Source organism: Streptomyces sp. NPDC053542 (assembly GCF_044544685.1).
Lineage (GTDB): Bacteria > Actinomycetota > Actinomycetes > Streptomycetales > Streptomycetaceae > Streptomyces.
Genome location: NZ_JBITXL010000007.1, coordinates 369,210 through 392,790, shown reverse-complemented (window position 1 = coordinate 392,790; position 23,581 = coordinate 369,210). Strand labels below are relative to the sequence as shown.

Genomic DNA, 23,581 nt, shown 5'->3' with positions numbered 1-23,581 from the left:
GCTGGAACCTGGGCGGACCTGCGCATGTAAGGAGTCAACCGCATGTCCGTCCTGACCACGGAGCCCGAGCCCGGGCCCGGCAGTACGCCCGCACGGCCCGGGCCCGGCAGCGCCCCCTCGCGGAAAGAGCCCGCCGACCCGCCCGACCCCGGTGACCGGCACCGGCTCACGGCGGTGACCGGGCTGGCCGCGCTGTCGCTGGACGCGATGGCGTCGGTGGCGTACGGGCCCGAGGCGATCGTCCTCGTCCTGGCCGCCGCGGGCGGCTACGGCCTCGGCTTCACGCTGCCGGTGACGCTGGCGATCGCCGCACTGCTGGCGGTGCTGGTCGCCTCCTACCGGCAGGTGATCGCCGCGTTCCCGGCCGGCGGCGGCTCGTACGCCGTGGCCACCGCCTACCTGGGCCGCCGCACCGGCCTGGTCGCCGCCGCCTCCCTGGTCCTGGACTACGTACTGAACGTCGCGGTGGCCGTCACGGCCGGCATCGCGGCGCTGACCTCCGCCTTCCCCGCCCTCTACGCCGACCGGCTCGGGCTGTGCCTGGCCGTCCTCGCCCTGATCACGGCCGTCAACCTGCGCGGCATCGCCGACTCGGCCCGGATCTTCGTCCTGCCGACCGCGGTCTTCGTGGTCTCGGTCCTCACGCTGATCACGGTGGGACTGTTCCGCCCGGCGCCGGTGAGCACCGCGGCCGCCGCCGGACACGCCTCGGTACTGGCGGACAACGCGACCACCGTCGGCGCCCTGCTGCTGCTCAAGGCGTTCGCCTCCGGCTGCTCCGCACTCACCGGCGTCGAGGCCATCGCCAACGCCGTACCGTCCTTCCGCGCCCCGCGGACCCGGCGCGCCCAGCACGCGGAGACCGCCCTCGGCGCGCTCCTCGGCGTCATGCTGATCGGCCTCGCCGTACTGATCTCGCGGTTCGGGCTGCGGCCGGTCGAAGGAGTCACGGTCCTCGCCCAGCTGGCGGACGCCGCGCTGGGCCACAACTGGGCTTTCTACGTAGTCCAGTTCGCCACGACGACCCTGCTCGCACTGTCCGCGAACACCTCCTTCGGCGGCCTGCCCGTACTGCTGAAACTGCTGGCCCGCGACCACCACCTGCCGCACGTCTTCGCGCTCGAGGCCGACCGCCAGGTCCACCGGCACGGTGTCCTGGCACTGGCCGCGGTCTCGGCGGTGCTGCTCGCCGTCTCCGGAGGCGACACCAACGCCCTCGTCCCGCTCTTCGCGATCGGCGTCTTCACCGGCTTCACCCTCGCCCAGGCCGGCATGGTCCGCCACTGGTACGCGGTGCGCGGCCCGCGGTGGCGCGCCAAGGCGGTACTGAACGGTTCCGGCGCGGTCCTCACCGGCGTCTCCGCGCTGGTGGTCACCGCCACCAAGTTCGCCGACGGCGCGTGGCTCGTCGCGCTCGCCCTGCCGCTGCTGGTCGCGGCGTTCGAGACCGTGCACCGTACGTACGCGGCGATCGGCGAGCGGCTCGGACTCGGCCGGGTCCCCGAGTGCCCGCGCCGGGACCGCTCGTTGGTGATCGTGCCCGTGGCGAGCCTGTCGAAGCTGACCAGCGAGGCACTGACCGCCGCGGTCTCCCTCGGCGACGAGGTCCGTGCGGTGACCGTCTGCCACGCGGCCCCGGAGGACCGCGCCGGGGCCGACGCGCTGGCGCGGGACTGGGCCCTGTGGAGCCCGGGTGTCCCCTTGGTACGCCTCCGTCACCCGCACCGGACGCTGGGCCGCCCGATCGCCGCGTACGTACGCGACGTCACGGCCGCCGAACCCGGCACGCGGGTCACGGTGCTGATCCCGGAGGTCGAACCGGCCCGCCTGTGGCAGCGGATGCTGCAGAACCAGCGCGGCGCGGTGGTCGCCCACGCGGTCCGCCGCGACACCGACGCGGCCATCTGCCGCCTGCGCTTCCGCCTGTCCGGGGGCTGACTCTCCCACCGGGCAGCCAGCCGGTCGGGCAGAATCCACGCATGAAGTACGTGTTGCTGATCTGCGACGACGAGAGGGCCGCACCGACCAACGAGGAGCTCGCGGCGGACCCTGCGCACCAGGCGTGGCTGGCCGACCTGGAACGGCGTGGTGGCGCGCTCTTCGGTGCCCGGTTGCGTCCGGTGGTGGACGCGACCACGGTCCGCGTCCGCGCGGGCGAAACCCTGGTCTCCGACGGCCCGTTCGCCGAGACCAAGGACTTCGTCGGCGGTGTGGTGATCGTCGAGTGCGCGCACCTGGACGAGGCGATCGAGATCGCCGCCGGTCATCCGTACGCGCGGCGGGGCGGGGTCGAGGTCCGCCCCGTCTGGGAATGACCGCGCCCGGCGACCCGGTACGCGCGGCGGTCGAGGCGGCCTACCGGGAGGAGTGGGGCCAGGTCGTCGCCACCCTGATCGGGCTGACGGGGGACTGGGATCTGGCCGAGGACTGCGCGCAGGACGCGTTCGCCGCCGCGTTGGGGAGCTGGCCGCGCGACGGCGTGCCGCGCCGGCCGGGCGCCTGGCTCACCACGACGGCCCGCAACCGCGCGCTCGACCGGCTGCGCCGCGACGCCGCGGGCGCGGCCAAGCTGCGCCAACTCGCCGGGCCGGCACGCGACCGCGAGCCGGAGGAGCCACCGATCGGGGCGTCAATGGGGGATCCGTTGGGGGATCCGACGGAGGACATCCCGGACGAGCGGCTGCGGTTGATCTTCACGTGTTGCCATCCGGCGCTGCCGTTCCCGGCCCGGGTCGCGCTCACCCTGCGTACGCTGGCCGGCCTGAGCACCGCCGAGATCGCCCGGGCCTTCCTGACCACCGAGCGCACGATGGCGCAGCGCCTGGTCCGCGCCAAGCGCAAGATCCGGGAGGCCGGGATCCCTTACCGGGTACCGCCCGCCGAGCTCCTCCCGGAACGGCTCGCCGCCGTCCTCGCGGTGCTCTACCTGATCTTCAACCAGGGCTACGACGAGGACCTCGACGCGGGCGGTGACCAAGGCCGCGACGCGGACGGCGTACGCCGGGGGTTGGCGGCCGAGGCCATCCGGCCGGCCCGGGTCCTGGTCCGGCTGATGCCGGCCGAACCCGAGCCGCGCGGGCTGCTCGCGCTGATGCTGCTGCACGAGGCCCGGCGCGCGACGCGTACGGCCGACGGCGTGCTGGTCACGCTGGAGGACCAGGACCGTTCCCGGTGGGACCGGGCGCTGATCGCCGAGGGAGTGGCGACGCTCGACGAGGCGCTGGCGATGCGGCGTGCCGGGCCGTACCAGGTGCAGGCCGCGATCGCCGCCTGTCACGCCACCGCACCGGACGCAGCGAGCACGGACTGGCGGCAGATCGCGACGCTGTACACGCAGCTCAGCCGACTGGCACCGTCGCCGGTCGTGGACCTCAACCGTGCCGTCGCGGTCGCGATGGCGTACGGGATTCCGGCCGGCCTGGCGCTGCTCGACGAGCTGACGGCGTCGGGCCGCCTCGGCCGGTACCACCTGCTGCCCGCGGCCCGGGCCGACCTGCTCCGCCGGGCCGGCCGGGTCGCCGAGGCCAGGGCGGCGTACGAGGAGGCCCTGAAGCTGGCGCCGACCGCGCCCGAGCGCCGCTATCTGGCCAACCGCCTCCGCGCCCTCTGAAAGACTCCGGAAATTTCTGTGCCGCCGATGTCGATTCCGCGCGGCGCCGTTCGTCGGTGGGGTGAAAGCCATCAGGACCACGGTCCACCGGGACGACAGTCCACAGAGACGACGCTCCACAGGGACGAAGGAGACTCTCATGATCATCGATCCGAACGCGGCCGCACCCGAGGTCGTCGACCGGGCCACCTGGCAAGCCGAAGTGGATGCACTGCGGACCCGGGAAAAGGCACACACCCGCGAGGGCGACGCGATCGCCGCCGCCCGCCGGCGGCTGCCCATGGTGGAGGTGGACCCGGCCCTCACGCTGACGGGCCCCCACGGGCCGGTCACGCTGCTGGAGACGTTCGAGGGCCGCCGGCAGCTGATCGCCTACTACTTCATGTGGCACACCGGCCGGCCCGCCGCCGAGCAGTGCGAGGGCTGCACGTTCTTCACCACGCAGGTCCGCGATCTGTCCGCGGTGCATTCCCGCGACGTCACCTACGCCACGTTCTGCCAGGGCCCGTACGAGGAGAGCGTCCGCTACCGCGACTTCATGGGCTGGGACATGCCCTGGTACTCGGCCCAGGAGTCCCTGGACGCGCTGCTGGCCGGACGGGGGCCCTTCGTGCTGGCGTGCTATCTGCGGCAGGGCGACCGGGTGTTCGAGACGTACTGGACGACCGGGCGCGGCGTCGAGGCCATGGACAACGCCTACGCGTTGCTGGACAGGACGGTCTACGGACGGCAGGAGCCCTGGGAGGACTCCCCCGCCGGCTGGCCGCAGGGGTGGACGGGCACGGACGGCCGGCTGCGTTCCGGCGGCCGCCCCCTCGCCCAGTGGTCACGTCTGAAGGCCGGTGGCCGCTCCGACGACCTCGGCACCACCGAGCGCTGACAGCCCGTCCGCAGGCACCCACACCACTGTTCACGAGGGCCTCCGCCGGTCTCCCCGAGCGACGGCCAGCCCCGTCAGCAGCGCCGTACGGGGACCGAGCTGCCCCCACGTCCCGTGCCAGGTCAGCTCGGCGATCGCGGCGGTGGGGAACTTCTCCTGGACTTGTGGGATCTCTTCGCCGATGCCGTCGGCGGCAACCGTCAGGATGGTGTCCCGCAGGCTCGGATTGTGGCCGACCACGAGCAGCGTCGACACGTACGCGGGCACCGCATGCACCACTGCCAGGAGTTCCGGCACGGGCGGGTGATAGAGCCGCGGCTCATGACGCACCGGTGGCAGTCCCGCCAGTTCCGCCGCGGCCAGCTCCCACGTCTCCCTCGTACGGCGGGCCGTGGAACACAACACCAGATCCGGAAGCCGGTCCGTCTTCGCCAGCAGGCGCCCAGCGGCTTGCGCATCGCGGCGGCCACGCGCGGACAGTGGCCGCTCGTGGTCCGCCGTCCCGGGCGGACGGGCCGCTTTGGCGTGCCGCAGCAGCAGCAATCGTCGTAGAGGTGAGGTCGTCACACTGAGACCCGTCGCGTCGTGAGTTCCGTAGTTTTGCTGGGACGCGTCCCGGCGTGGGCCGGCGCGTGAAGGCACAGACCGCTTGCATCAGGAGCGTGTTCGAGCGCGTGTGGGTGAAGTAAACCGTACGCGCGGTCCAGGCGCGTCGATCCGTCAGGGGAAAGTCCTCGCGTCTTTCGGACATCGGCCGGTTCGCCGCGCGATGCCGCCGCTCTCGCCGTGCTGTCACTCCGACGGGGTTGCCGCCCGACCCGATCCGTTGCTGAATGACGTGCAGCGCCTACAGAGGGAGGCGACACGATGACCGAGACCGGGCCCATACAGCTGTTGGCGATCGCCTTCGGTCCGGACGCGACGTTCGAGGGGAGGATCGTCGAGGAGTTGGACGAGCTGTCCGCCGCGGGCCAGATACTGGTCCTCGACCTGCTGGTCGTGCAGAAACAAGCCGGCGGTGAGCTCGCCGCCGTCGGTTACCAGGCAGAAGGCATGGGCGACACGATCAGCGCGCTGCTCGGACTGCGCCCGGGCAGCATGCGGGGAGCGGAAGAGGTGTTCCCCTCCCTGGCACCGGGACACGCCTTCGGCCTGGCCACCGACGACATCCGGCAGCTCGCGGACTCCTTGGAACCAGGCACCACCGCGGGTTTCCTGCTGCTCGAGCACCGGTGGGCGAGGAAGCTGAGGGGCGCGGTCCGTGAGCAGGGAGGCGTGCCGCTGGCAGAGGGATTCCTCACCGAAGAAGCGCTCGCCCCCATCGCCACGGAGCTGCTCGCGGTAGCCGCACGAATCGACGAGGAGACAGCAGAAACAGCTGCGGCACCGGAGACAGCAGAGACAGCGGGACGGGTCGCCGAAGAAACCACCGACGACACGCGCAACGAAACGACAGGCACGTCACGCGGGGCCGGCGACCGGCCCGACGCCCAGGAGGAATCCATGACCGGACTCGTGGTGCTCGGTTTCTCCGACAAGGAGCAGGCCGAAGCCGTGATGCGGCTCAGCAGTCAGCTCTCCCGCGAGGAGCTGCTGGACCTGGAGGACGCCGCGCTGGCCTGGCGTACCCAGGACGGCAAGGTGCACGTGCAGCAGGCCCACAACACCACCGCCACCGGAGCCGCCACGGGTGCCCTGTGGGGGACGCTGTTCGGCATGCTCTTCCTGATGCCGGTCTTCGGCGCCGCTGCGGGTGCCGCGACGGGCGCCGTCGCCGGCAAGCTCAGGGACGTCGGCTTGAACGACGCGTTCATCAAGGAGACGGCCGGCGCACTGGAGCCGGGCCGCGCCGCGGTTTTCGCGCTCGTACGGCGGTCCACTCCCGACCGGGTACGGGAAGCGCTGCGCCCCTTCCACCCCACGGTGCTGCACACCTCGCTCACCAAGGAACGCGAGGACGAACTCATCGCCGCTCTCCACGGCGTGTGACCGGAGACCTGGCAGGTGCGGGCGGGCTCCCGACGCCCGCACAGCCTCGCGTCACCGGACAGAGCCCGCACGTTGCCGGAGGTGCCCATGAGCGGGTCGTTGTCCCGTCCCACCGCCGTACTGGCCTGCGCGGCGCTCGCCTCGGTCCTGGTCGCGGGCTGCGGTGACGACCACGAGCCCGACCCCGAGCGCGGGCAGCAATGGGCACTGGACGCCCTGAAGCTGCCGGCGGCGTGGCAGACCGCGCGCGGGGACGACACGGTGATCGCCGTGGTGGACACCGGTGTCGACCTCGACCACCCGGACCTCAAGAGCCGACTGGTGTCCGGTACCGACGTCGTCGACGGTGACGGCGACCCGATGGATCACAACGGCCACGGCACCCACGTCGCCGGGATCGCGGCCGCGGCCACCGACAACGGCGTGGGCATCGCGGGCGGAGCACCGGGCGCCAAGATCATGCCGGTGCGGGTCCTGACGGCGGCCGGATCCGGCGCCAAGGAGGACATCATCCGCGGCGTCGTATGGGCGGCGGAGCACGGCGCCGATGTCATCAACCTCTCGCTCGGCGAGTCCGGGCTCATGGCGAAGCTGCTGCGCGGCGGAACCCTCAACCGGGCCATCACCACCGCCCACGACGAAGGTGCGGTGGTGGTCGCCGCGGCGGGCAACGAGGGGGCCGAGACACAGCCGTACCGGCTGAGCACCCCCGTACTCGTCGTCGGCGCCAGCGATCAGCACGGCAAGCCCGCGAGCTTCTCCAACTTCGGCGCCCAGGGGGCCGTCTCCGCTCCGGGCGTTGCCATCCTGTCCACCCTGCCCACGTACACCACGCCGCTGACGCGCGACAACACCTCCGGGTACGGCGAGCTGGACGGCACGTCCATGGCCACGCCCTACGTCTCCGCCGTGGCGGCCCTCCTGCACCAGCAGGGCCGTACCCCCGACCAGATCATCGCCGATGTGAAGGAAACCGCCCGCAACCCCGACCAGTTGTCCAAGCTGGGGCTGGGAATCGTCGACGCGCAGGCAGCGGTCGCGCGGGGGAAGTAACGCGGTGACCGGCGGGCCCTGGTCGCCGGCGAAAGGCAGCCGCCCCGCCCGTCGGCCGGCCGTTGCCGCCGCTACGCCGCTCCGCGGGCCGGCCGGAAGGCGAGCCGGCAGACCCGCCTCCAGTCCAGCGGCGGACGGGGCTTGGGCACACCGGGCCGCGTACGGGGCACGGTCACGCGAAGCGCCAGGGGCCGCACCTCGCAGGTGAGGGGGACGGGCAGCAGCAGTGCTTCGCCATCGATGCCCACCGGTATGCGCGGGCGGTCGGCATCGACCGTCACGGTCTTCGCCGTGAACCGCGTCAGTCCTGCCGAGCGCTGCCCTCGCAGCAGAGCGGCTGCCTGTGCCGCACTGGTGACCTTCACACCGATCACGCCGAGCGTGCCGCCGTTCAGGTACGGCCGGCGGCCCAGGCCGGTGGCGTCCCCCATGCCGTACGGATTGTTGCTGACGAGCACGGCCTGGGGCCCCGCGATGGTGACACCGGCCGCCCGAGCCGTCAGGTGGGCGCCGCGGTGCCCGGCCAGGAAGTCCGGGAGCAGGTCCGCGACGGTGCGGGTCTTCCCGTCCCGGTAGGACGGGCTCTGCACCACTTCGGCGTAGGCGCCGAACGACACGTTGTTCACGAAGGGCCGGCCGCCCGCCCGGCCGAGGTCGACGTGGAGTTCCACGCCGTCCCGCAGCGCGTCGAGGGCCTTGGCGGGATCGTCGCGGTCCAGGCCCAGATCGAGGGCGAAGTGGTTACGGGTTCCCGCCGGGATGACCAGCAGCGGTATGCCGTGCGAGGAGGCCACTTCGGCGACGACGGCCTGGGTACCGTCCCCACCGGCCACGCCCAGGAGGTCGGCGCCCTTGGCGACCGCCGCCCGCGCCAGTCCGGCCACGTCGACCGGGCCCGGGCCTTCCAGGAGCGCGACGTCGGCTCCCAGCGCCTCGGCCTTCTCACGCAGTCCATAGCGCTCGACCTTGCCGCCACCGGAACGCGGATTCATGATCAGGAAAGGCTGCCGAGGCGGAAAGGCCGGGAACTCCGGCATCGCCGCCGGCCGGTCGACGCGTACGAGGGCGGCCCGGCCGGCGACGACGGCGGACAGCCACAACGCAACGGACAGCGCGGCGATCCACGTCACGTGGTACCGCACGTACTGCACCAGCACCAGGACCGGCGCGGCAACGGCCAGTACCAGGGCGATGATCCGCGGTGCACCGTGGTGGGTGAGGGCCCACCACACGGCGGCCACCATCACCACCAAGCCGCTGGCCCCCACCCCGACCAGGGCAACTGCCCGCAGTCCCGCGAACAGGAGCAGCACGGTCACGGCCGCCGCGGCCGTCAGCAGCGACATGCGTGCCCACCACCGCTCCCCCGCCACTGGGCGAACCCGGGGCCGCACCGGCCGCCCTCCCCGTGCCACGGTGCGTCGTGGTGACCGGGCAGTGAGCCCTTGCCGGCCGACTCGGTGCCGAGCACTCATCAGCGCCTCCCCCCTGCTGCGCCCAGCGTGGCACGGAGCCCGCGGCGCGGCACCCTCCGCGATTCCCGGTACCGCCGCCTTTTTGCCCGCCCGGCTATGGCCCCCTCCGCGCGGTCGCCCTACTGTCAGCAACAGACGGACCCAGGACCGCGGTTGTGGAGATCCTCATTCCCGCCGCTGCCATCGGAACGAGCCCACGCACGCTCTTCCGCACCGCATGCCCCGCTCAGGGAGTCACCGCCGCCCCTCGGCCACACGGGGGGGTCGGTGATGAGAAGGGAGAAGACCATGAGCGGTTCCGTCACCCTCGCGTACGACTATCCGCTGCTCGGCGTTTTCTGGACCACGCTGTGGCTCTTCATGTGGGTGCTGTGGTTCTTCCTGCTGTTCCGCGTCATCGGTGATGTCTTCCGTGACGACCGGCTGAACGGATGGGCCAAGACGGGCTGGATCCTCTTCGTACTCGTGCTGCCGCTGATCGGTGTCCTCGTCTATGTCCTCGCCCGGGGCCGCGGCATGGGACGACGCGAAGTGAGCAGGGCACAGGCCCAGCAGGAGGCGTTCGACGAATACGTCCGCCGGACCGCGGCGACGAGCCCGTACCGCACCAGTCAGGCCGACGAGTTGGCGAAGCTGTCCCGGATCAAGGAGCGCGGCGACATCTCGGACGAGGAGTTCCGGCAGGCGAAGAACCGGATCCTGCACTGACTCCAGTGGTGGCACGGGTCGTTGTGCTGTCCTGACGGGGGCTTCCGGACGGAGGTGGCCGTGGTGGGGGACGCATCGGAGCCGTCGGCCGGCCCGTCGCCGGGCGCGGACACCGCGGCAGTGGCCGAGGGCCGGCCGGCACCGAGGCGCCGGAAGCACCGGCGGTGGCTGTCCCTCACCCTCCCCGGGTGCTGGGGAGCGCTGCTGTTCGCGTGCCTCTCCTTCACCCCGTCGCTGCTCCCGCGCGGCGGCATCCTGCAGGGCCTGATCTGCGGCATCAACGCGGCCCTCGGGTACGGGGCCGGTGTACTCGCCGCGTGGGTATGGCGTGCGTTCGCCGACCGCGGGCCGCGGCCCGCGCGTCACCGGTCCTGGATCGTCTTTCTGGCGAGCGCGGCCGTCCTGTTCGGCCTCTTCTTCGGCTTCGGGCAGTACTGGCAGCACGAGATACGCCGACTGATGGGCGTGACCCACTACAACGTCCCGCTCGCCGTGGTCTCGCCCCTCATCGCGGCGCTGGTCTTCTGCCTTCTCCTGCTGACCGCGCGCGGTATCCGCGGCCTGTTCCGCAGGCTCGTACGCCTGCTCAAGCGCTGGATCGGGCCGCGTGCCGCGACCGCCGTCGGCTGGACCGCGGTCGCCGCGCTCGTCTGGACGATCGTCACCGGCCTGCTGCTCAACGGCCTCGTCGGCCTCGCCAACGACGCGTTCTCGGTCCGCGACACGACGACCGAGGAGGGGGCGCACCGGCCCACGACGACCTTGCGCTCGGGCGGCCCCGGCTCACTCGTGCCATGGGACTCACTGGGCCGGCAGGGGCGCAACTTCACCGGCACCGGCCCTTCAGCGGGCGACATCGAGCGGTTCACCGGCCGCCCGGCGCAGGAGCCGATCCGGTCGTACGCCGGGCTGGAGTCGGCCGACAGCGCGGAGTCCCGGGCCGCGAAGGCCGTCGACGACCTGTCCCGCCAGGGCGGTTTCCGGCGCGCGAACCTGCTCGTCGTGACGACGACCGGAAGCGGCTGGGTCGATCCGGCCTCGGTGGACACCTTCGAGTACCTCAGCGGCGGCGACTCGGCCACCGTCGCGACCCAGTACTCCTACCTGCCGTCCTGGCTCTCCTACCTGGTCGACCAGACGAAGGCCCGCGAGGCGGGGCGCGCCCTCTTCGACGCCGTCTACGACGACTGGTCGAAGCTGCCGCAGGGGCAACGCCCCCGGCTGTTCGTCAGCGGGGAGAGTCTGGGGTCGTTCGGCGGCGAGACCGCGTTCAGCGGGGAGTACGACCTGCGCAACCGCACCGCGGGCACGCTGTTCGCCGGCCCGCCCGCGTTCAACACACTGTTCCGGGAGTTCAGCGACCACCGGGACGCCGGCAGCCCCGAGATCCAGCCCGTTTACAAGGACGGGCGGACCGTGCGGTTCGCCAGTGATCCGGCCGCGGAGATTCCGCCGGCGGACCGGCCCTGGAACGGCAACCGCGTGCTCTACCTCATGCACTCCTCCGACCCGATCGTCTGGTGGAGCCCGCACCTCGTTCACAGCAAGCCGGACTGGCTCGGCCAGCACCCGGGCGACGACGTGCTCAGGCAAATGGTGTGGCTGCCCCTCGTCACCTTCTGGCAGGTCACCGCGGACCTTCCCTTCTCCACCGACGTACCGCCCGGCCACGGCCACACGTACACCACCGAATACGTCGACGCGTGGAACGCCGTCATGCGGCCCCCGGACGTCACCACCCGGGACCTCGACCGCCTCAAGGACATCATCGCGACGGAGCAGTGACCACCTACGCTGCATGCCGCCGTACGCGGTCGACGTACTACACATCCGCTGTACGGCCCGGTCACGCCAGCAGATGGCCGACCACGTAGCCGAACGCGTTGACCGCCCAATGCAGACCCATGGGTGCCAGCAGGCTCCCGCTGCGCCGGCGCAGCTCACAGAACAGTACGCCCGCGGCCCCCGTGAACAGCACCGCGCCCACGACCGCAGCCGCCGCACCGAGCGCGGAACCGCCGAACACCGGCGTCAGCACGGGCTTCGCGCTCGCCAGGTGCAGCGACGGCAGGACATGCCACAGCCCGAACAACACACTCGACACGGCCGTCGCCCACACCGCACCCCGAGCCCGGCGCACCAGACCGTACAGCACACCCCGGAAGGCCACCTCCTCCAGCAGCACCGTGCCGACCGGCACCGTCACCAGCACACGCAACGCCACCTGACCGCCTGTCAGCCCGCTGTACCGCTCGTCCGCGAACAGGCCCCGGGCCGCCGGCAGCAGCGCCGCCGCCGCACACCCCACGCCGACCAGGCCGATCAGTACCGCTGCCCAACGCGCACCGCGCCCGAACGTCGCGGGGTCCAGCCCCGCATCCGCCCACGTGCCTCCTGCCCGGCGGTGCACCGCCAGCAACAGCGCACTGACCACAACGGCGGTCAGTACCCCGAGCGATGGCCACCATCGATTGTTGGCCAGGTTGGTGATCGCCAGCACGGCGACGGTGATTCCCACGGCCGTGCCCGTACGCATCGACCGCGGCGCGCGCACGGTGTTTCCTGGCGTGCCCGTTCCCTTTCGGCGCATGAGCCCCCCACGAGGAGAGTGCCGAGAAGACCGGCGGCGTGGCGCCGGTCCCGGTCGCTGCGGTCATCCTGCACCCGGCGGTCGCCCTGGCCCAACGCCCACCGAGGGATGACGAGGAGGCCGCACGCCGTGGGATGCTTGTTGCTCGAGCCAGGGGGTGTCGGACATGGCTGAAGATTCCCCGACCGGGCGGCGTCATCCGGAAGACCCGCCGGCAGACGCACCGGCTTCGGATCCGCGAGTCACCTACCTCGCGCTGGGAAGCGTTGTGTTCGCAGTCTGCATGCTGCTCCTGATCGGCCTCTTCCACGCCATCGTGGGGATGGCCGTCCTCATCGACGAGGACCTGTTGTCCCCACCGGACAGCTACCTCATCTCATGGGGCACGCACGGATGGGGATGGCTCCATCTCGCTTTCGGCGTCGCCGCGATAGTGGCCGCGGTGAACCTGTTCAGCGCACGCCACTCGGCCCGTGTCATCGGCATCGTCGTGGCCGTGCTGAGCGTGGTGAAGAACTTCTTCTTCGCGCCCTACTCCGGCGTCTGGTCGGCGATCATCGTGGGCCTGGACGTGCTGGTGATCTGGGGCCTGACCCAGTACGGACCCGAGCAGGCCAAGAAGGTGTACGGCACACGCCCACGGTGACGTGGTCCGTTCGCCCATCCCGGCATGGACGCCCGTTGTGGGATCACAACAGCCGCACCGCTGTGGAGTCGAGGGCGTGGGCGATGCCGGTGTCCAGGTCGGTGGCGCGGCCGGCGTCAAAGGCGCTCCGGTAGGCGTCCTCGCCGAGGGCTTCGCGGGTCTGGCGTTCGCAGTCCTGGCGGGCGGCCACCATCGCGGGGATGCCCGCCTGTGGCCGGCCGAGCGTCTCCCACAGTTGCGTGGCCAGGCCGAGCAGCCACGCGGCGTCCCGGTGCCGGCCCGTGGCGGTGGCGGCACGGGCCAGCGATTCCAGGGCAAGGCCGCTGCCCATGCCTTCGCGCAGCCGGTGTTTGACCAGCAGCGCGGCCCGGGCGCGCTCCTGGGCCTCCTGGAACCGGCCCAGCCCCAGCTCCGCCTGGGAGCGGATGAAGTCGCCCCAGGCGCGCATGCTGCGCTCGCCGTTTTGGTCGCAGGCGGCGCTCAGCTCGTCCAGCCAGGCGATGGCTTCCTCGAAGCGGCCCGCGGCGACGAGCGTGTGGGTGACGAAGACCAGGGTCGTCAGGGGAACCAAGGTGAGTGGTTTCTCGCGCCAATCCGTGGCGAGGTACGCCTCGGCCCGGGCGACCGTCTGCTCCAGGTCGCCGCGCAGTGTCGACACCCGTAGGTCGGTGGCGGCCGCGTAGCTCCGCTCCGTGTCGCCGAAGTGTGCGGCCAGGGCGGTGCATTCGGCGGCCCGTTCCTCCAGCGCTGCCAGATCGCCCAGGTAGACCAGCACTTGACCGCTGGCGTACAGGACCTTCACTCGGGCCGGCGAGGGGGCGGTGTCGGCGGCAAGGGCCTGGTCCAGGTAGTGCCGGCCCTCCTTCACGAACCCGCAGCCGTGCCAGAAGAACCACAGCGCTCCGGCCATCTCCAGCGCGATCCGCCCCTCGGATCCGGCCAGGGTGTACTCCAGCGCGGCGCGGAGGTTGTCGTGCTCGGCGGTCATCCGGTCGTACCAGGCGAACTGGTCCGGCCCGATCCACGCGGCGTCGCCCCGGCGGGCCAGGGCCAGGTAGTGATCCCGGTGGCGGCGGCGCAGCACCTCCTCCTCACCCAGCTCGCGCAGCCAGTGCGCCCCGTACTCGCGAAGGGTGTCCAGCATCCGGTACCGCTCGCCGCCCCCGGTGGGCTCCCAGATCAGGATCGACTTCTCCACCAGCGAGCCCAGCACCGCCGGGACCTGCCCGGCCGGGAGGTGGTCATCGGCGCAGACCTGCCGGGCCGTCTCGGCGTCGAAGCTGCCGGCGAAGACCGACAGCCGCGCCCACAGGAGCCGCTCGGCCGGGGTGCACAGCTGGTGGCTCCAGCCGATGGCGGTGCGCAGGGCCCGGTGCCAGGGAGGGTCGGCATCGGTGGCCACATCGTCGGTATCGCCCAGCACGGCGAAGCGGTCGTCCAGCCGCGCGGTCAGCTCCCGCACCGGCAGATCCCGCAGCCGGGCCGCGGCCAGCTCGATCGCCAGCGGCAGCCCGTCCAGCCGCCGGCACAGCCGCGCCAACTCCGCCCGCTCGGCATCGGTGACCGTGAATCCCGGCACCGCCTCCTGGGCACGCAGGATCAGCAGCACCACCGCATCCGCCGCACCCGCCCGCGCATCGCCGTCCTCGAGCACGGGCAGCGGCTCGACCGCGAGGACCCGTTCGCCCACCACGCCCAGGACGCGGCGGCTGGTGGCCAGGACCCGCAGCCCCGGCGCGGCCCGCAGCAACGCTTCGGCGGCCATGGCGCAGGCATCGGTCAGATGCTCGCAGGTGTCCAGCACCAGCAGCAGCTCCCGCTCGGCCAGGTACTCCGCCAGCACATCGATCATCGGGCGGGTGGTCTGATCGGCCAGCGGCAGCGCCTCGCCGATGGTGTGCGCCAGCAGGTCCCCCTGACGCAGCGGCGAGAGCTCCACCAGCCACGCCCCGTCACGGAAGCGGGACTGCAGCGCGGCGGCCGCATCCAGCGCCACCCGGGTCTTCCCCACCCCACCGACCCCGGTCAACGTCACCAGCCGCACCGGCTGCTCGCCCGGAATACCTTCGAACAGCCGCTTTATCTCCGCCAGCTCCGCCCGGCGATCCACCGTCCCCGTCCGCGGCCGGGGCAGATTCCCCACCCGCCGCTCCTCCGCCGCCACGTTGAAATGCTCTCCTTGCCCGTCCCACGCCCACTGCGTGTGCTGGAGCCAGCCTCCACCAGCGCGCCACGCTCCGTAACCGTTGACAACAAAGAGCCATGAAGTGCCACATCGTGGACACTGGCGGACCGGATGACGTCTCTTCAGCAGCCTTTGATGCCCCGACATGCGTGGGCGGGAGCGGGTGGGCGGGGCCGCACGAGCCCTGTGGCCCGTGCGGCCTTCAGCAGCCACGCCGATCAGGCGTCGGGGACTCCGGTCCCGTTGCTGAACACCTTTCGTCGTGTCCGTGACCTCGATCGCCGCTCGGCCGATACTGGGGCAGGGCCTTCCAGCGGGGGTCCCTCTGGGCAGCCATCCGGCCTGACACCCAGTCAGGAAAGGCAGCGTCGAGTCAGCGTCAGACCCGCTGGAAGCCGCTCAGGACCGCCAGGAACCGCCAAGATCGAGAGCTGGGCATACCCACCGCGACCAGCGGAAACACTGCTCAGAGGCCACGCTGTTAGTCTCACCAGGAGGTACCCGTGAAGATGCTGATGAACGTGCCGGAGAGTGTGGTTGCGGACGCTTTGTGGGGGATGGGGGCTGCGCATCCGGAGCTGGTGGTGGATGTCGAGGGCCGGGTGGTCGTGCGGCGGGACGCGCCGGTGGCCGGGAAGGTCGCGCTGATCTCCGGCGGCGGGAGCGGGCACGAGCCGCTGCACGGCGGGTTCGTCGGGCCCGGGATGCTGGACGCGGCGTGTCCCGGCGAGGTGTTCACCTCTCCCGTACCGGATCAGATGGTGCGCGCCGCGGCGGCCGTGGACAGCGGCCAGGGCGTGCTGTTCATCGTGAAGAACTACACCGGTGACGTGCTCAACTTCCAGATGGCGGCCGAGCTGGCGGAGGACGAGGGCGTACAGGTCGCCACCGTGCTCGTCAACGACGACGTCGCGGTGACGGACTCGACGTTCACGGCGGGGCGGCGCGGAACCGGAGCGACGCTGTTCGTGGAGAAGGTGGCCGGCGCGGCGGCCGAGGAGGGCCAGCCGCTGGAGCGGGTCGAGGCGATCGCCCGCCAGGTCGTGGAGACCTCGCGGAGCTTCGGGGTCGCGCTGAGCGCCTGCACGACGCCGTCGAAGGGCAGCCCGACGTTCGACCTGCCCGCCGGCGAGCTGGAGTTGGGGATCGGCATCCACGGCGAGCCGGGCCGGGAGCGGCGGCCGATGATGACCTCCGGCGAGATCGCGGACGCTGCGGTGGGCGCGATCCTGGACGACTGGCGGCCGGTGGGACCGGTGCTGGCACTGGTCAACGGGATGGGCGCGACGCCGCTGCTGGAACTGTACGGATTCAACGCGGAGGTGCACCGGGTGCTCGGCGAGCGCGGCGTGCCGGTGGCCCGTACCCTCGTCGGCAACTACGTCACGTCGCTGGACATGGCGGGCGCCTCGGTGACGCTGTGCCAGGCGGACGAAGAAGTGCTGCGCCTGTGGGACGCGCCGGTGCAGACGCCCGGGCTACGGTGGGGGCGCTGACCTGCCCGTATCGATATCGATGAGGCCCGGACGACCGAAGAATTCCCGTAACGCCGCACCCGTACTCGTACTCTCACCCGCACTCGTACCCGTACCGCGATCTCAGGAGCAGCACGTGACCGAAACGGCCCTTGACGCCGCGCTCTTCGTCCGCTGGATGCAGGCTGCCGCCGCCCTGGTGGACCGGGAGGCCGAGCGCCTCACCGAGCTGGACTCCCCCATCGGCGACGCCGACCACGGCAGCAATCTGCAGCGCGGCTTCACCGCCGTCGCCAAGGCCCTGGAAACCGAGCCGCCGGTGACGCCCGGCGCCGTACTGACCACGGCGGGACGGCAGTTGATCTCCACCGTGGGCGGCGCCTCGGGGCCGCTGTACGGGACGCTGCTGCGCCGTACGGGCAAGACGCTGGGCGACGCGCCCGGCGTGACCGCCGAGGAGCTGCGCGCCGCGCTGCGCGGCGGGGTCGACGCGGTGGCCCAGCTGGGCGGCTCGGCGGTGGGCGACAAGACGATGCTGGACGCGCTGGACCCGGCGGTCGAGGCGCTGGCCACGTCGTTCGCGGCCGCCGCCGAGGCCGCCGAGAAGGGCGCGGTGGACACCACACCACTGCAGGCGCGCAAGGGCCGGGCGAGTTACCTGGGCGAGCGCAGCAAGGGGCACCAGGACCCGGGGGCGACGTCCTCTGCGCTGTTGTTCGCGGCCCTCGCCGAGGTGACGTCGTGAGCGCGGAAACGGCGGCCGGGAACGGCCGGGGCGACGGTCCCAAGGCGCTGGTGGGCATCGTGCTGGTCTCGCACAGCAAGGCCGTGGCCGAGTCGGTCGCGGAGCTGGCCGCGGGGCTCGCGGGAGGCGGCGCGAAGGCGCCGGTCACGGCGGCGGGCGGCACGCCCGACGGCGGGCTCGGGACGAGCGCCGAGCTGATCACCAAGGCGGCCCGCACGGTCGACCGCGGCGCGGGCGTGGCCGTCCTGGTGGACCTCGGCAGCGCCGTCCTGACGGTCAAGGCGCTGCTCGCGGAGGGCGACGAACTGCCCGAAGGATCCCGCCTGGTGGACGCGCCGTTCGTGGAGGGCGCGGTGGCCGCCGTGGTCACCGCGTCGGCCGGCGCGGACCTGGACGCGGTGGCCGCGGCCGCCGGAGAGGCGTACTCCTACCGCAAGGAGTGAGAGCGGCGAAGGAGTAAGAGCGACAGCTGAGACCTGACGGCCCTGTCACGTGACTCGCCTGACAGGGCCGTCAGGAGCGTCATACCGTGCTCGCATGACAACGACGGTGACGGGTGGGACGGACTTCGCTGCGCCGAGCACGGAGCGGTACTTCGAGGACTACGTGCCGGGCGCTGTGTATACGTACGGAAGCATCGTGCTCAGCGAGGAGGAGATCCTCGACTTCGCGCGGCGGTTCGATCCGCAGAGCTTTCACACGGACCCCGAGGCGGCGGCGGACGGGCCGTTCAAGGGGCTGATCGCCAGTGGCTGGCACACGAGTGCCGTGATGATGCGGCTCTACGCCGATCACTACGTGAGCAAGGTGGCGAGCCTGGCGTCGCCCGGGGTGGACGAACTGCGCTGGGTACAGCCGGTGCGGCCGGGGGACGCGCTGTCGATCCGTACGACGATCCTGGACGCGCGAGTGTCCCGGTCCAAGCCGGACCGGGGCATCGTGCGGACGGGAATCGAGGTGCTCAACCAGCGGGGCGAACCGGTGCTGACGATGACGGCGATGAACTTCTTCGCCCGCCGGCCGGACCGGCCCTAACCGCCTAGCGGCTTTCCAGGCGCAGCGTGACCTCCTCCTCCTGGTCGCCGGCCGCCGTGCCGGCGACCGACACGACGAACGCGGGCAACAGGGCCTTCCGCAGCTCGTCCACCGCCTGGTAGCCGCCCTGCAGCGAGATCGTGCAGGGAGCGGAGAGCTGCGTGGGACCCGGCATGTCGCGGGGCTTCTTCACCTCGAAGGTCGCGGTCCACACACTCGGTCCCGCCCCGGCCGTCTCGTGGGGCACGTCATCGGCCTCGCGGTCGGAGACGAAGGACGTCCGCAGCGCGCCGAAGATGGCCGCTGCGTCCTCCGGCCTGCATCCGCTGCACTCGACCGTGACCTCCGCCGCGTGTTCCGCCTGCGTCTCCTGGTGCGCGCTGTCCACTGTGCAACCTTCCTGTTGAGCCGTACGCGGATACCGTCCCCTTCCAGGCTCACCCCACGGCATCGCCTGTGCGACCGGAAGGGGCGGGTCTCCGTCGCATTGTCACTCGCCCAGCGGTACGGGGGCGAACACCCCGTGTACCCGGCGTGCTGCCCGGCATGGCCCCGGGGCGCACACCCCGCCCGGGAAGTGTGGGGCGCGACCACATACGCGGCGTGGGCAGGGCTTCCTACCGTGTGGCGACATCGCACCGCCTTCCCGTCCCCCCTTCCCGGTCCGGAGTGAGCCATGTCCGCCACAGCCCACGTTCCACCCACCCCCGCCGGCCTGCGGCGCATCGTCGCCGCCAGCCTGATCGGCACCACCGTCGAGTGGTACGACTTCTTCCTCTACGGGTCGGCCGCCGCGCTGGTCTTCAACAAGCTGTTCTTCCCGGAATCCGATCCGCTGGTGGGGACGCTGCTGTCGTTCCTGACGTACGCGGTCGGGTTCGCCGCGCGGCCCATCGGCGCGCTGGTCTTCGGCCACTACGGCGACAAGCTCGGCCGCAAGAAGCTGCTGGTGCTGAGCCTGCTGATGATGGGCGGGGCGACGTTCGCGATCGGGCTGCTGCCCACGCACGCCACGGTCGGCTCGGCGGCACCGCTGCTGCTGACACTGCTGCGGCTGATCCAGGGCTTCGCACTGGGCGGCGAATGGGGCGGCGCCGTGCTGCTGGTCAGCGAGCACGGGGACGCGCGGCGGCGCGGCTTCTGGGCGTCCTGGCCGCAGACCGGCGCGCCGGCCGGGCAGCTGCTGGCGACCGGGGTACTGGCGGCGCTGACCGCGCTGCTCCCGGACGCGGCGTTCGTGGCGTGGGGCTGGCGGGTGCCGTTCCTGCTGTCGGGTGTGCTGGTGCTGCTCGGGCTGTGGATCCGGCTGTCGGTGGACGAGTCGCCGGTGTTCAAGGCGGCGCTGGCGCAGGCGGCGGCGCGCAAGGGCGAGCAGCGCGCGGCGGAGAAGCTGCCGCTCGTCGCCGTCCTGCGGCACCACTGGCGGGACGTACTGATCGCGATGGGCGCGCGGATGGCCGAGAACATCTCGTACTACGTGATCACGGCGTTCGTCCTGGTCTACGCCACGACCCACTCCGGGGTGTCCCAGCAGACCGCGCTCAATGCCGTACTGCTCGCGTCCGTACTGCACTTCGCGGTGATCCCGGCGTGGGGCGCGCTGTCGGACCGGATCGGGCGGCGCCCGGTGTACCTCATCGGGGCGCTGGGCGTGGCGGCCTGGGCGTTCCCCTTCTTCGCCCTGGTCGACAGCCGGAACTTCGGACTGCTGCTGCTCGCGGTGAGTGTCGGGCTGGTCTTCCACGGGGCGATGTACGCGCCGCAGGCGGCCTTCTTCGCGGAGATGTTCGCGACGCGGATGCGGTACTCGGGCGCGTCGATCGGCGCGCAGTTCTCGTCGGTCGCGGCGGGTGCGCCGGCGCCGCTGATCGCCACCGCGCTGCTGGCGGACTACGGCAGCTCCACGCCCATCTCCCTGTACGTCATGGGCGCGGCGGTGCTGACGCTGATCGCGCTGTACGCGGCCAAGGAGACGCGGCAGCGGGACCTGTCGGCGATCGAACCGGAGGCTGTGGACAACTCGTCGGCTGTCAGTGGGGCGCGGTAGTTTCGCGGGTGCGGGTGTGTGGTGGAGGTGGGGGAGGGGCCTTGCCACCGGTGGGGAAGCTCTCCCAGCGGATGGGGAGAGGGAGGGGCCCTGCCAGGGAACGTGGGCAGCGGGCCCTCCCAGGGAACGTAATCGGCGGCCCCTCCCTCCCCTCCCAGGGAACATGGGCGGCGGCCCCTCCCCCAGCCACCTCATTCCCCCAAAGCCGAAGCCAACAAATGCAGCCGCAAAGCCAGTTGGATCTCCAGGGCCCGCGACGGCGACTGCCAGTCCGGGCCGAGCAGTCGCCCGATGCGGTCCAGGCGTTGGGCGACGGTGTTGACGTGTACGTGGAGGGCGTCCTTCGTACGGGCCGGGCTCATGCCGCTGTCGAAGTACGCGTGCAGCGTGCGCAGCAGGTCCGTGCCGCGGCGGGCGTCGTAGTCGGCGACCTCGCCGAGTGTGCGGCGGACGAAGCCGTCCACGTCCCGGCCGTCGGCCAGCAGCAACCCGAGGAAGCCGAAGTCCTCGGCGGCGGCACCCTGTCCGGCGCGGCCGAGGACCCGTAGGGCCTCGCGGCAGCGGCGGGCCTGCGCGTAGGCGGCGGCGACGGCGGCGGGCTCCGCCGCCGGGGCCGGTACGGGTGCGGAGGCGCCGACCGTGACCGGCGCCTGGACGGCGGCGCCGAGCTGGCGGGCGGCGCGCCGGGCCGCCTCGCCCGGGTCGTCGTCCCGGCCCAGCGGGAGCAGCAGGACGACGCCGGCGTCCCGGGCGGCGGCCAGCCCCTGGCGGGTGGCGGCCAGGTGGGAGGCGGCGGACCAGAGCCGCTGCCGCCCGGTGGCCCCGGCGCCTTCGGGGCCCGTGGAGCCGCCGGGACCACCGGGCCGAGCGGCGCCATCGGCCGGGACCGGTCCCGACCCGGCCAAGCCCGCCCCCGACGGTCCCTCCCCGGCAGCGTCCTCCATCCGCGCCGCGAGCACCACATGCGGTACGTCCAGATCCGCGGCGACCCGTGCCGCGCGCTCGCGCAGCAGCCGCGGGTCGCGGTCCGGGGCCTCCAGCAGGTCGTCGAGGAGTTCGCCGCGTACCCGCTGCTCGGCCTCGCCCGCGGTGCGGCGGGCGAGCAGCAGCAGGGAGGTGACCATGGCGGCGCGTTCCAGGGTGCGCTGGTCGACCGGGTCGAGGCGGGGGTGGCCGCGCAGTACGAGTGCGCCGAGCACCTCGCTGCCGGAGCGGACGGCGGCGACCCAGTCGTCGCCGTCGCGTACGGCGTGGCCGTCGGCGCGTGAGCAGCGTTCCAGGGCCTCGGCCGGGACCCGGTCGGCGTCGGCGAACTCCACTGTTCCGTCGAGGACTTCGGCGACGGCGGCGGTCACGTCCTGTACTCCGCCGCCGCGCAGCACCAGTTCGGCGAGCCGGTCGTGGATGTCGGAGGCGCGCTCGATGACGCCGCTGCGGTCGCGGATGATCTCGTTGGCGGCCTCCAGCTCGGTCATCGCCTTGCGGGTCTCGGCGAGCAGGTTGGCGGTGTCGATGGCGACGGCCGCGTGCGCGGCGTGCGCGGAGAGCAGGGCGATCTCGGCGTGGTCGAAGACGCGGACCCGGCGGTCGGCGGCGAAGAGTACGCCGATGACGCCGTTGCCGAGCTTCAGCGGCACGCCGAGGATCGCCACCAGGCCCTCGTCCCGTACGCCTGTGTCGATGGCCCGGGTGTGCTGGAAGCGCGGGTCGTCGAAGTAGCTGTCGGTGACGTACGGGCGGGCGGTCTGGGCGACCAGGCCGCCGAGCCCCTCCCCCATGCCCAGCCGCAGCTGCTGGAAGCGCGCCGAGACGGAGCCGTCGGTGACCCGCATGTACGTGTCGCCCTCGACGGGGTCGTTGAGGGTCATGTACGCGGTCTCGGTGCCGAGGAGGGAGCGGGCCCGCTGGACGATGGCCCGGAGCACGGCGTCCAGGTCGCGCAGGCCCGCGAGGTCGTGGGCCGTCTCGTACAGCGCGGACAGCTCGGCCTCGCGGCGCCGCCGGCCCTCCAGCTCGGTACGGACGCGGAGCGCCAGCAGCTTGGCGTGCTCCAGGGCGGCCAGCCGTTCGGCGGAGGCGCCGGCGGCGCGGGCGCGCAGTACCGCGCGTTCGAAGTCCTCGGCGGGCGCGCCGGTGGCAAGCAGGTCGAGGAAGGGGGTCTCGGCCGGTTCGGCGGACGGCTCGGCGGGCTGCTGGGGTGGCATGGACCTAGGGATACCTCCGGTACGCCGCACTGCGCCAGCGCCGGAGCCGGCGTCCCCGGAGGATCCTGAGGTCAGTGCGCCGTCCATCCGCCGTCCATGGCCAGCGAGGTGCCGGTGATGAACGATGCCTGGGGGCTGCAGAGGTACGCGACGGCGTCGGCGACCTCGGCCGGCTCGACCAGCCGCTTCACGGCGGTGTCGGCGAGGAGGATCTCGGAGAGGACGCGTTCGGCGGGGATGCCGTGGGCCTCGGCCTGGTCGGCGAGCTGCTTCTCGACGAGCGGGGTGCGGACGTAGCCGGGGTTGACGCAGTTGGAGGTGACGCCGTTCGCGGCGCCTTCCAGGGCCGCGACCTTGGAGAGGCCCTCCAGGCCGTGCTTGGCGGCGACGTAGGCGGACTTGTAGGGCGAGGCGCGCAGGCCGTGCACGGAGGAGATGTTGACGATGCGGCCCCAGCCCTGCGCGTACATGTGGGGCAGCGCGCCGCGCACCAGGCGGAAGGGTGCTTCCAGCATGACCTTCAGTACGGTCGCGAAGACGTCGGGCGGGAATTCCTCGATGGGGCGGACGAGCTGGATTCCGGCGTTGTTGACGAGGATGTCGGCGCCGGCGGCGGCCTCCTCGGCAGCATCGAGGTCGGTGAGGTCGAGGGTGACCTGCTGGAGCGTGCCGGGCAGGCCGTCGGCCTGTTGCGCGAGCCGGGTGAGGCCGTCGGCGTCCCGGTCGAGCGCGCGGACGGTGGCGCCGGCCGCGGCCAGCCGCAGCGCGCAGGCGGCGCCGATGCCACTGGCCGCGCCGGTGACGAGTGCGGTGCGGCCCCCGAGGTCGGGACCTGCGACGTCGGTGCCTGGTGTGGAGGTGGCGCTCATGGCCGCCACCTTAAGCAGCGCGCGGTGCGGTACCGATGTGGGGCGGGACCATAAGGCGCGGGATGAGCAT

Annotated in this window: 21 protein-coding genes; 14 read left to right on the top strand and 7 right to left on the bottom strand. The window is 72.3% G+C overall.

The window, feature by feature from the left end:
- The first annotated feature begins 42 nt into the window (after positions 1 to 42).
- The 4 genes from ACIGXO_RS22210 (at position 43) to ACIGXO_RS22195 (ending at position 4,490) form a co-directional block, all read left to right on the top strand.
- Positions 43 to 1,938: an APC family permease gene (locus tag ACIGXO_RS22210; RefSeq protein ID WP_399789413.1), complete on the top strand. Its 1,896-nt coding sequence runs from the start codon at positions 43 to 45 to the stop codon at positions 1,936 to 1,938.
- 41 nt (positions 1,939 to 1,979) lie between these two features.
- On the top strand, positions 1,980 to 2,315 hold the full coding sequence (locus ACIGXO_RS22205) for a YciI family protein (RefSeq protein ID WP_399789410.1): 336 nt from the start codon (positions 1,980 to 1,982) through the stop codon (positions 2,313 to 2,315).
- Positions 2,312 to 3,610, top strand: coding sequence for an RNA polymerase sigma factor (locus tag ACIGXO_RS22200; protein WP_399789407.1), 1,299 nt, complete (start codon positions 2,312 to 2,314; stop codon positions 3,608 to 3,610). Before ACIGXO_RS22205 ends, ACIGXO_RS22200 begins: the two co-directional genes overlap by 4 nt.
- Positions 3,611 to 3,749: 139 nt before the next feature.
- Positions 3,750 to 4,490, top strand: coding sequence for a DUF899 family protein (locus tag ACIGXO_RS22195; protein WP_399789404.1), 741 nt, complete (start codon positions 3,750 to 3,752; stop codon positions 4,488 to 4,490).
- Positions 4,491 to 4,520: 30 nt separating this feature from the next.
- Here ACIGXO_RS22195 and ACIGXO_RS22190 read toward each other — a convergent pair whose 3' ends face one another.
- Positions 4,521 to 5,057, bottom strand: coding sequence for a SixA phosphatase family protein (locus ACIGXO_RS22190; RefSeq protein ID WP_399789401.1), 537 nt, complete (start codon positions 5,055 to 5,057; stop codon positions 4,521 to 4,523).
- A 300-nt stretch (positions 5,058 to 5,357) separates the two neighbouring features.
- Here ACIGXO_RS22190 and ACIGXO_RS22185 point away from each other — a divergent pair, with 300 nt between their 5' ends.
- Both ACIGXO_RS22185 and ACIGXO_RS22180 read left to right on the top strand, forming a co-directional pair.
- A complete protein-coding gene (locus ACIGXO_RS22185) occupies positions 5,358 to 6,479 on the top strand; it encodes a DUF1269 domain-containing protein (RefSeq protein ID WP_399789398.1) in 1,122 nt (373 codons plus the stop codon).
- 87 nt (positions 6,480 to 6,566) lie between these two features.
- Positions 6,567 to 7,532: a S8 family serine peptidase gene (locus ACIGXO_RS22180; protein ID WP_399789395.1), complete on the top strand. Its 966-nt coding sequence runs from the start codon at positions 6,567 to 6,569 to the stop codon at positions 7,530 to 7,532.
- Between the two features lie 71 nt (positions 7,533 to 7,603).
- Here the strand turns inward: ACIGXO_RS22180 and ACIGXO_RS22175 are convergent, their stop codons facing one another.
- Positions 7,604 to 8,878 carry a diacylglycerol/lipid kinase family protein gene (locus tag ACIGXO_RS22175; protein ID WP_399789392.1) on the bottom strand — a complete coding sequence of 425 codons (1,275 nt, stop codon included), beginning with the start codon at positions 8,876 to 8,878 and terminating at the stop codon, positions 7,604 to 7,606.
- A 417-nt stretch (positions 8,879 to 9,295) separates the two neighbouring features.
- On the opposite strand from ACIGXO_RS22175, the gene ACIGXO_RS22170 reads away from it, so the two are divergent.
- A complete protein-coding gene (locus ACIGXO_RS22170) occupies positions 9,296 to 9,715 on the top strand; it encodes an SHOCT domain-containing protein (protein ID WP_399789389.1) in 420 nt (139 codons plus the stop codon).
- Positions 9,716 to 9,778: 63 nt separating this feature from the next.
- A complete protein-coding gene (locus ACIGXO_RS22165) occupies positions 9,779 to 11,500 on the top strand; it encodes an alpha/beta hydrolase (RefSeq protein WP_399789386.1) in 1,722 nt (573 codons plus the stop codon).
- A 61-nt stretch (positions 11,501 to 11,561) separates the two neighbouring features.
- Here the strand turns inward: ACIGXO_RS22165 and ACIGXO_RS22160 are convergent, their stop codons facing one another.
- Entirely contained in the window at positions 11,562 to 12,233 is a 672-nt protein-coding gene (locus tag ACIGXO_RS22160; protein WP_399789383.1) for a lysostaphin resistance A-like protein, read from the bottom strand.
- A 355-nt stretch (positions 12,234 to 12,588) separates the two neighbouring features.
- Here ACIGXO_RS22160 and ACIGXO_RS22155 point away from each other — a divergent pair, with 355 nt between their 5' ends.
- Positions 12,589 to 12,951 (top strand): hypothetical protein, encoded by a 363-nt coding sequence (locus ACIGXO_RS22155; protein WP_399789380.1) that lies wholly within the window; start codon positions 12,589 to 12,591, stop codon positions 12,949 to 12,951.
- Between the two features lie 43 nt (positions 12,952 to 12,994).
- Here ACIGXO_RS22155 and ACIGXO_RS22150 read toward each other — a convergent pair whose 3' ends face one another.
- Positions 12,995 to 15,115: an ATP-binding protein gene (locus ACIGXO_RS22150; RefSeq protein WP_399789377.1), complete on the bottom strand. Its 2,121-nt coding sequence runs from the start codon at positions 15,113 to 15,115 to the stop codon at positions 12,995 to 12,997.
- Positions 15,116 to 15,639: 524 nt separating this feature from the next.
- Between ACIGXO_RS22150 and dhaK the strand changes: the two genes are divergently transcribed.
- The 4 genes from dhaK to ACIGXO_RS22130 all read left to right on the top strand — a co-directional run bounded on the left by dhaK (position 15,640) and on the right by ACIGXO_RS22130 (position 18,391).
- Positions 15,640 to 16,632 carry a dihydroxyacetone kinase subunit DhaK gene (dhaK, locus tag ACIGXO_RS22145; RefSeq protein WP_399789374.1) on the top strand — a complete coding sequence of 331 codons (993 nt, stop codon included), beginning with the start codon at positions 15,640 to 15,642 and terminating at the stop codon, positions 16,630 to 16,632.
- Between the two features lie 157 nt (positions 16,633 to 16,789).
- Positions 16,790 to 17,356, top strand: coding sequence for a dihydroxyacetone kinase subunit DhaL (gene dhaL, locus ACIGXO_RS22140; RefSeq protein ID WP_399789700.1), 567 nt, complete (start codon positions 16,790 to 16,792; stop codon positions 17,354 to 17,356).
- Complete coding sequence (dhaM, locus tag ACIGXO_RS22135; protein ID WP_399789372.1) at positions 17,353 to 17,799, top strand: dihydroxyacetone kinase phosphoryl donor subunit DhaM; 447 nt, start codon at positions 17,353 to 17,355, stop codon at positions 17,797 to 17,799. Before dhaL ends, dhaM begins: the two co-directional genes overlap by 4 nt.
- A gap of 94 nt (positions 17,800 to 17,893) precedes the next feature.
- Positions 17,894 to 18,391, top strand: coding sequence for a MaoC family dehydratase (locus ACIGXO_RS22130; RefSeq protein WP_399789369.1), 498 nt, complete (start codon positions 17,894 to 17,896; stop codon positions 18,389 to 18,391).
- Between the two features lie 4 nt (positions 18,392 to 18,395).
- Here the strand turns inward: ACIGXO_RS22130 and ACIGXO_RS22125 are convergent, their stop codons facing one another.
- Positions 18,396 to 18,779: a hypothetical protein gene (locus ACIGXO_RS22125; protein WP_399789366.1), complete on the bottom strand. Its 384-nt coding sequence runs from the start codon at positions 18,777 to 18,779 to the stop codon at positions 18,396 to 18,398.
- 288 nt (positions 18,780 to 19,067) lie between these two features.
- Here ACIGXO_RS22125 and ACIGXO_RS22120 point away from each other — a divergent pair, with 288 nt between their 5' ends.
- Positions 19,068 to 20,438 carry an MFS transporter gene (locus ACIGXO_RS22120; RefSeq protein ID WP_399789363.1) on the top strand — a complete coding sequence of 457 codons (1,371 nt, stop codon included), beginning with the start codon at positions 19,068 to 19,070 and terminating at the stop codon, positions 20,436 to 20,438.
- A 191-nt stretch (positions 20,439 to 20,629) separates the two neighbouring features.
- Here ACIGXO_RS22120 and ACIGXO_RS22115 read toward each other — a convergent pair whose 3' ends face one another.
- Positions 20,630 to 22,642, bottom strand: coding sequence for a helix-turn-helix domain-containing protein (locus ACIGXO_RS22115; RefSeq protein ID WP_399789360.1), 2,013 nt, complete (start codon positions 22,640 to 22,642; stop codon positions 20,630 to 20,632).
- A gap of 71 nt (positions 22,643 to 22,713) precedes the next feature.
- Entirely contained in the window at positions 22,714 to 23,511 is a 798-nt protein-coding gene (locus ACIGXO_RS22110) for a 3-hydroxybutyrate dehydrogenase (RefSeq protein WP_399789357.1), read from the bottom strand.
- Between the last annotated feature and the right edge of the window lie 70 nt (positions 23,512 to 23,581).